Raw genomic sequence first — 7,755 nt, forward strand, 5'->3', positions numbered from 1 at the left:
CTACAGGAAATGATGGTTTTTTCTTGCGAGGGTAGCCTTCTTTCCTCTTCCCTCTTTCTTCTTCCTTCTTCCTTCTTCCTTCTTCCTTACCTTTGCTATACAAGACCGATGCTACCGGACATGATATTAATTGATGGAGGGGTTTGCGCTAATAATCCTGTTTCCTGTGCTGTAGCAGAGGCTATTAGAATATTACGGGAGTCTCCAAATCAATCTTTGGGAAGCGTAATCGATCAAATTAAAGTAATATCTATTGGTACTGGAGATCCTGCATCTCCTATTCCCTGGGAAAAAGTACGAGGATGGGGACTTGTACAATGGGGTTTGCGAATTGCAGATGTATTCATGGATGCACCACCTGATGTGCATAGATATGTTGCCGAACAAATTATAGGTGTGGGTAAAAATGACGATAAATCACGGTATATTCGTCTACAGTTACCCCTCAAAGACCCATTACTGGCAATGGATGATGCGAGGGAGACAAATTTACAAGCACTTTTGAAGGAAACAGATCGTTATCTCGATCAGGAAAAAGAGAGGTTAGAAAAATTCTTAGCTAACTGGTAACTGTTGTCACTAAGAGGAGTGGGGGAGTAGGGGAGTAAGGGAGTGGGGGAGTGGGGGAGAAGTAAACATAAGAATCAGGAACTACACAAATTCACCTTGAAAAGCCATATGTAGGGGCGAATGGCATTCGCCCTCACCGATTATATGACGATCAACACAATTACAGCGCTTCCCGTTTTTATTAGGTACATCCACGCGGGCAAGATGCCCGCACTACATGATTTTCACCATTTATCCTGTACATTACTCCGGAGACAGCGGATTTGATATAACCAACTCCTACGCGATGAATAATTCGACACCGGAAAGCTAAACTTCTTTCCTCCTCAAAAATAACAGTAGTTCATCTGTAATATCTCCAGACCAATGTTCTTGAGGATAATGTGCAGCTTCTGCTAATTTAACTAACTTTCCATTTTCACAAATATTAACTAAATTTTCAGCTTGACTAATATCTAACCAAGGGTCTTTTGTTCCCCAAACAATTAATGTCGGTTGTTGCCACCCTTTAAAACCAGATTCAATTTCTGCCATTGACTTTTTTAAGTCTAAATTTTGCACAATTGCTGATACGGATCTACCAGCAGCAGAACTTTTTAGATAAGGACTACGATAGACGTCTAAATCTTCATCAGCAACTGTTAAACAACTACCTTTTTCTAAAGTTCTATCGACAAATAGAGGGTCTTGAACTAGCATATCACCAACAAAAGGTATGCCTAATTGTTTCATTTGCCAAGGTAATTTTGCTGTAGAAGAAAGTGGTGTATTTAAAATAGTTAAACGCTCAATCTTTTCTCGATTTTGCAAAGCATATTGTAAACCGACAGAGCCTAAAAATCCTTGAATAACTAGATAAAATCGTTCAATTTCTAGAGCGTCAATTAATTCTGCTAAAGCCTGAATAAAAGCTTCTGGTTTGTAAGAAAAATCTCGCTTATCTAACTTAGGGGATAAACCACAACCTATCCAGTCTGGAGCGATCGCTCGATAACCTGCTTCAGCTAATTCGGGCATCATAGCAGTCCAACTATGACTTTGAGCAGGAAATCCATGTAATAGTAAAATTGGCAGTTTATCTGTTTCCTCATCGGGTTTAGCTTCCCGGTAAAACCATTCTAGAGAATCGACTGTTATATTTTTTTTCTCAATTGACACGACTTTTTTATCTGTTGACTAATAAATGAATATGGTGATTATATCATTTGATAGACAACAGGGAGCAGGGAATAGAAATTTTCTGTTTACTATTTCTTAATCCAAGATTTTTTTATCTAGTTTTTCTCTGCTTTCTTGTGATTTTAATTGCCGTATAAAATCCCTAATTTCAGTGACTAACCATTCTTGTTCTCTTTTACTCACACCATAGCCAAAAGGAAGTATTTTTCTGCCTTCAATAATATCTGATGTTTTACCTCTACTTCTACGACTAAACATCCTATTTTTCTGTTTAATCCAATACTCATTTGGATAAATTTGAAGATGAATTTTACTGCTAAACATAGACAATTGAAAACAAGTTATGAAAAAACATATTAAAATTATAGGGTTGAAAGGAAATTCTTTTGAAATCAAAGAAATGCCTATATTAACAATATGAATAAATAAGCATATTACCAATAGATTTACAATTATACTTTGAGCTGGAATTTTAATAATTAAACTTGTCGATTTCTTTTCCAGGGTGATTCGACTTTTTAGAGGCCTTTTATTGGGATATTTAACTGTATAATAATCATCATAAACAATTTCTGATTTCTTACTAAGTACATTCAAAGCTGCTGTTGCCGACTGAAATCTATCTTCCCACATCGGTTCTAATATTACTTCTAACCAATCTGTAAATTCTGGTGAAATTTTCACACAAGAACGAAAATCTATTTTCATTCTTTTTTGAGGTAGTTCATCTGGAGAACGATGGGTTAATAAATACAATAAAGTTCCACCTAAACTATATAAATCTGAAGCATAATAAGCTTTTCCTTGTAACTGTTCTGGTGGCATATATCCAATAGTTCCGACAAAAGTTCCACTGAAAGACATTGTCTGACGATAAATATCTTTAACTGCCCCAAAATCTACTAAAAATACTTGACCATCAGGTTGTAAAATAATATTTTCTGGTTTAATATCCCGGTGAATTATTGGCGGATTTAACTGATGTAAATAACTGAGAATGTTCAAAATTTGAATCCCAATATTTTTAACTTGTATTTCTGTCGGATGCCAACCTTTTATCACCCAAGTTGCTAAGGAATTTCCCCATACTAATTCACGAACTAAATAAAAACATCTATCTTGTTCTGTATCAATATAAAAATAATTCAAATATTTAGGAATTTGAGGATGATGCAAATTGGCAATAACTTTAGCTTCCCTCTCAAAAAGTTCTAATATTTTCCAGTCTTTTGCTTGTTGAAAAGAAACAGCTTTAAGTGCTACTCGCCGATAATTTGTCAGGTCTTCTGCTTCATAAGTAATTCCCATTCCTCCCTGTCCTAAAGCAGTGACAATGCGATATCGTTGAGCAATAATATCATTAGGTTGGTGTAAGGTCATTTCAGTTATCAGTTAATAGTTATCAGTTATCAGTAACTCATGGAATAGGGAGACTTGATACCAGAAATTTTCGGTCATATTCACTATTTTATAGAAAAGTCTTTATTCTATTTTACCTCAGACTAATTCACGTTAATCTAAAAAGAGAATTTTCTAGTTCAAAACTGGTATTGAAGCTATTCATTCTGACTGCTGACTCCTGAGTCCTAAAAAATATCCTAGCTATTTGTAGCAAAAATTTATCAAATTGGTATAAGGTGGCAGAGAATTATCATTTCCCTTATGGGTTTAATACCCCACCGTCAATGGGGGCGATCAAAATTGTTTGGGGGACGTAGACGCGGAGCGGCCCTTCGTTGACTATCCATAAGCAATTTTCCCTCCTGACTCCTGACTCCTGACTCCTGACTCCTTCTTCAATAAATTTATTAATCATGCAAATTCAGATTCAAACATTTACTGTCCATAAAAGATTTCCTTTAACTATTAGTCGAGGAACTACTGCCGAAAGTAACAATATTTTGGTAAAAATACAACAAGAAGGTATCGAAGGTTGGGGAGAAGCTTCACCTTTTTCTGCAGGGGAAAAACCACAAACTACAAAAATTTTACAGCAAACTTTAGAGCAACTTACCCCTACTCTAGAAAAGTTTACTCCACTTGATAGACAACAAATAGAGCAAATTTTGATAGAGTTAGAAATACCATCAGCAGCTAGAGCAGCTATTGATATGGCGTTGCATGACTGGGTAGGCAAAAAAGTAGGGTTGCCTTTATGGCGACTTTGGGGGTTAGAACGAAATCACATTGTTCCCATCTCAGTTACTATTGGTATCAGCACCCCCGAAGCTGCTAAACAGAGGGTGCGGAACTGGCTAGAATTTATTGATGCGCGGGTGTTGAAAGTAAAATTAGGTAGTCCGGAAGGTATTGAAGCAGACAAAGCAATGTTGATGGCAGTCAAAGAAGAAGCGCCCGCAGATGCTTTGTTATATGTAGATGCTAATGGAGGTTGGAGTCTGGAGGATGCAGTGAAAATGTGTGACTGGTTGGCTACAGTTGGGGTTATTTATGTGGAACAACCATTAGCTGCTGTTTTAGCGATCGCCGATCTACCTCATCTTTACAGTCGATCGCCCCTACCTATTTTTGTGGATGAAAGTTGTTTTACCGCTAAAGATATTCCCGTTTTGGCAGAAATGGTACATGGCATCAATATTAAGTTGATGAAGTCTGGGGGGTTAACTGAAGCAATGCGAATGGTTTATGTAGCTAAAGCTTGTGGGTTGAAGGTAATGTTTGGTTGCTATTCTGACAGTTGTTTGGCAAATACAGCAGCAGCACAACTTGCTCCCCTCGCTGATTATTTGGACTTAGATAGTCATCTCAATTTGATTGACGATCCGTTTATTGGTGCGGTGATGGAAAAAGGGCGGTTGTTGCCGAATGATTTACCTGGGTTAGGAGTTTGTCTGAATGGTGGAATGATTTAATCAGACTTATATAGCGCTACGCGCCAGGGAATAGGGAACAGGAAACAGCGATCTGTAATACCAATTTAAAAAAAGAATGTTACAAACAATAAGTAGTATTAAAATAATTTGTAGGAAATATCTATTGGACGAAAAAGATAAATTACTACATAAAAAATGGTATCAAACCTATTCATTATGACTCTATCCTCCTGTCTTCCCCTCCCAGGAGGGGTTAGGGGTGGGTTGACTCCTAAGAAATACCCTAGCTATTTGTAGCAAATATTTATCAAACTGGTATAGAAAAATAGCGATCGCTTGCCTAAAGTATGCGATTGCTATCTACAAAAATATCAATATTTTTCGGTAATTTTTTGAGAAATGTAACTGTTTCAAGAATATCTCCTCATAATCCACTTTTTTTGGGAAATAACTCACGAAAGTACAGTTATATAAGGTTCAAGCGATCGAATTGTCCACGGATCAAATACTCCTATTAGTAGTAAACTCCAAATAGTCGTAAAAAGGCCATGAGTTTCCCTATAATCAAGAATCTGATTAGCTCGCCAAGCTTCAATTAAAGGAAGTTTCACAAGTTCATCGAATGTAGCCAGGTTGATGTTTAATCGACCACGATCGTCATAGTGAGAAATACTTGGACTTGGTGGTGCTGGAGGTTGAATCCCAAAATCATCTTGCAACTTTTCTAATGCAGCACGAGCATTAATACGACCTGCACCCAACATTCCCACATACAAAGGATTGACCCTATCAACAGAATCAGCAGTCTCTTTAATGATAGCGATCGCCTGTTGAGGAGTGAGTTCTGGTTTCAAAGAAAATACCAATGCAATTAAACCTGCTACATGAGGAGCTGCAAAGGAAGTTCCCCAAGTGTATGTATAACTATTGGAGGTTGAGGTTGTATAAATTGCTGTACCTGCTCTCCCTTGCTCGCCCCCAGGAGCAGAGAGCGTCACACTTTGTTCTCCATAATAAGAATAGTTGGCTTTGCGATCTCCTGCTCCAACAGCAGCAACAGAACATAATGCAGTTAACTGGGGATAAAGATAGGAATAGGCAGAAGGATAGTGAATCTCATCAGGTTTTTGAGGCATTCCCAGAGTATAATTTCCCGCCGAACAGACAATTGCTACCCCTTGATTTTGAGCTGCAATTAAAGCTTGGCGAATACCAATATGCTCGCCATCAATACGCCAACTGAGATTAATAACCCCCCGTTCATTAGGTTGGAGATAGGTTAAACTCTCCAAAATTGCTTCTGCTCTCAAGCCATACCCTTGGCTCCCTGAAATCTTAATCGGCAAAATTGAACAGTTCGGTGCAACCCCTCTGACTTGAGAGATAGTAGCATTTCTCCTTCCCGCAACAAGACCAGAAACCTTTGTTCCGTGAGCAATATAGGAAGCATGGGGAGATAAGACAGTCGCAGGTATACCCCTTTCAAAGTTGAGATCGAGGCTTTGCCAGTCCGATCGCAAAGCAGGTACTAAATCAGAATGATTAGTATCAATTCCACTATCAATCACGATCAGAGTAACTAGAGGAGAACCAGTTGTAATAGCGTGAGCAGCTTCAAGTTCAATCAGTTCATAATTCCAGAAGCGATCGACTGCTTCAAAATCTCCCTCTGCTTCTGTGATCGGAAAAGAAGGATCAAATTGAAAATCGTCAAAACCTACTCGATCTGGTTCAGCAAAAGCCACTTCCTGAAATTGGTTCGCTTTAGAAATTACCCGAAGCACTTCCCGAGTGACATCGAAATCTTCAGGTTTGTGAGTGAGTTGAGCGCGGTAGTAGCCCATTCGAGGGCGAGGATCGACAATTTCTAGTCCTAACTCCTGAATAATTTCCTCACGTCGAGGGGACGAGGTATTCAAATGAAACCATAAATCTATAGAACCAGGAACTAGATAAAGTTTAGACCCTTGAACATCTCGCAAGACAGGGTGAACATTTCCTGCAAAGGCAGCTTTTAATAGATGAGCAGCTTGTGAACCACTCTCAAAATCACTATTTTCTACAATCCGAAATTCAAGAGTTTCTGGTATTGCTAGACTCTCAACATACCCTAACTGAGCAGCAGGATCTAATCTTTCAAAATCTGGTTGACGGGGGATGAGGTAGTATCCAGTTACAGGTTCTAAAATAACTTCTTTGTTGGCAGGTTTGTCAGGAAAAGACAGAGGCGGAATGACAAAAAAATAATCTAATACTGTAAGCGGTAAAGCTGTTGCAACCGCCAATTCTGTCATGGAGTAATAGGGTTTTCCCTGTAACACTATGTCAATTCGATCCGGTTTTAATTGAGGAATTTGTTCCAATTGATTGCGATTAACTCGGTTAGGATTTAATCGCATCTTTTCTACATTGCTTGAATTTAGGAGTAATTGCTCTACAGTTTCTGGATCGAGTTGAGCGCGACGGCTAATGTCTTCAAGGTTGATCGCTGTTGAGAGCATTTGACGCCACTGCACTATCGCTTCTATCTCTGTAACACTCAAGTCTAGAATAAAGCGTAATTTCTGTTGAGGCAACAAGCTGAATGTTTTTGTTCCGGTCATCTTATTTTTTCGACTTCAATTGTTATCAACAGGACTTAGGTAAAGGCACTATTTATAGGGGTTGTTAACTATTAGACAATAGTCGCGAGCACTATATATAGTGTATCTGCGTAAGTCCTAATCAAGATAGGTTCATATCAAAGGAGGTAGCATTGGTGTAATTAGATCAGGAGTCAAGAGTTAAGAGTTATATAGAATCCGGTTATATAATAGACCTCTCTGGAAAAGAGGGAGTAGGGAGTAGGGGGAAAGAATTAATAATTTATGTACGATAATTGATTTTATTTTTAATGATCACCAAATGTCTATTTAACCGGATTTGATTTAGGAGGGAAGAGAATTTAGAAAGATTTGGCAGTGATAGGATTTACGCAAAAATACTATATATAAAGTTTGAAAACTATAACGTTATAGTTATTGATACTAGAGTTGTTGGGAATTAAGCTAAAAAAATGGCTAAAACCCTTATTAGTCAAAGTTTACAGCGGTTTTTTATGCATAAGCTCCTGAAAAGCTTATATAGTAAGCTTTTGAGCATTATTCAATTGTTATTTCCCAACAACTCTACA

Annotated in this window: 6 protein-coding genes; 2 read left to right on the forward strand and 4 right to left on the reverse strand. The window is 38.0% G+C overall.

Annotated features, from left to right (window positions below; all coding sequences use genetic code 11):
- Positions 1-120: 120 nt before the first annotated feature.
- Entirely contained in the window at positions 121-570 is a 450-nt protein-coding gene (locus tag F6K13_RS09595; RefSeq protein ID WP_192901291.1) for a patatin-like phospholipase family protein, read from the forward strand.
- A 309-nt stretch (positions 571-879) separates the two neighbouring features.
- On the opposite strand, the gene F6K13_RS09600 is transcribed toward F6K13_RS09595, so the two are convergent.
- The 3 genes from F6K13_RS09600 to F6K13_RS09610 all read right to left on the reverse strand — a co-directional run bounded on the left by F6K13_RS09600 (position 880) and on the right by F6K13_RS09610 (position 3,565).
- On the reverse strand, positions 880-1,728 hold the full coding sequence (locus F6K13_RS09600; protein WP_124155064.1) for an alpha/beta fold hydrolase: 849 nt from the start codon (positions 1,726-1,728) through the stop codon (positions 880-882).
- Between the two features lie 96 nt (positions 1,729-1,824).
- Positions 1,825-3,129: a serine/threonine-protein kinase gene (locus F6K13_RS09605; protein ID WP_124155065.1), complete on the reverse strand. Its 1,305-nt coding sequence runs from the start codon at positions 3,127-3,129 to the stop codon at positions 1,825-1,827.
- A 280-nt stretch (positions 3,130-3,409) separates the two neighbouring features.
- Positions 3,410-3,565, reverse strand: coding sequence for a hypothetical protein (locus F6K13_RS09610; RefSeq protein ID WP_161564342.1), 156 nt, complete (start codon positions 3,563-3,565; stop codon positions 3,410-3,412).
- Here F6K13_RS09610 and F6K13_RS09615 point away from each other — a divergent pair.
- Positions 3,564-4,622 (forward strand): dipeptide epimerase, encoded by a 1,059-nt coding sequence (locus F6K13_RS09615; RefSeq protein ID WP_287287287.1) that lies wholly within the window; start codon positions 3,564-3,566, stop codon positions 4,620-4,622. The genes F6K13_RS09610 and F6K13_RS09615 overlap by 2 nt on opposite strands.
- A 413-nt stretch (positions 4,623-5,035) precedes the next feature.
- On the opposite strand, the gene F6K13_RS09620 is transcribed toward F6K13_RS09615, so the two are convergent.
- Complete coding sequence (locus tag F6K13_RS09620; RefSeq protein ID WP_287242044.1) at positions 5,036-7,186, reverse strand: S8 family serine peptidase; 2,151 nt, start codon at positions 7,184-7,186, stop codon at positions 5,036-5,038.
- Between the last annotated feature and the right edge of the window lie 569 nt (positions 7,187-7,755).

This window comes from Okeania sp. SIO2B9, from assembly GCF_010672505.1.
In the GTDB taxonomy this organism is placed as follows: Bacteria; Cyanobacteriota; Cyanobacteriia; order Cyanobacteriales; family Microcoleaceae; genus Okeania; species Okeania hirsuta.

Excerpts from the sequence above, each read along its gene's own strand:
- F6K13_RS09595 (WP_192901291.1), top strand. The coding sequence starts at position 121 with ATGATATTAATTGATGGAGGGGTTTGCGCTAATAATCCTGTTTCCTGT.
- F6K13_RS09615 (WP_287287287.1), top strand. The coding sequence starts at position 3,564 with ATGCAAATTCAGATTCAAACATTTACTGTCCATAAAAGATTTCCTTTA.
- F6K13_RS09610 (WP_161564342.1), bottom strand. The coding sequence starts at position 3,565 with ATGATTAATAAATTTATTGAAGAAGGAGTCAGGAGTCAGGAGTCAGGA.
- F6K13_RS09620 (WP_287242044.1), bottom strand. The coding sequence starts at position 7,186 with ATGACCGGAACAAAAACATTCAGCTTGTTGCCTCAACAGAAATTACGC.
- F6K13_RS09605 (WP_124155065.1), bottom strand. The coding sequence starts at position 3,129 with ATGACCTTACACCAACCTAATGATATTATTGCTCAACGATATCGCATT.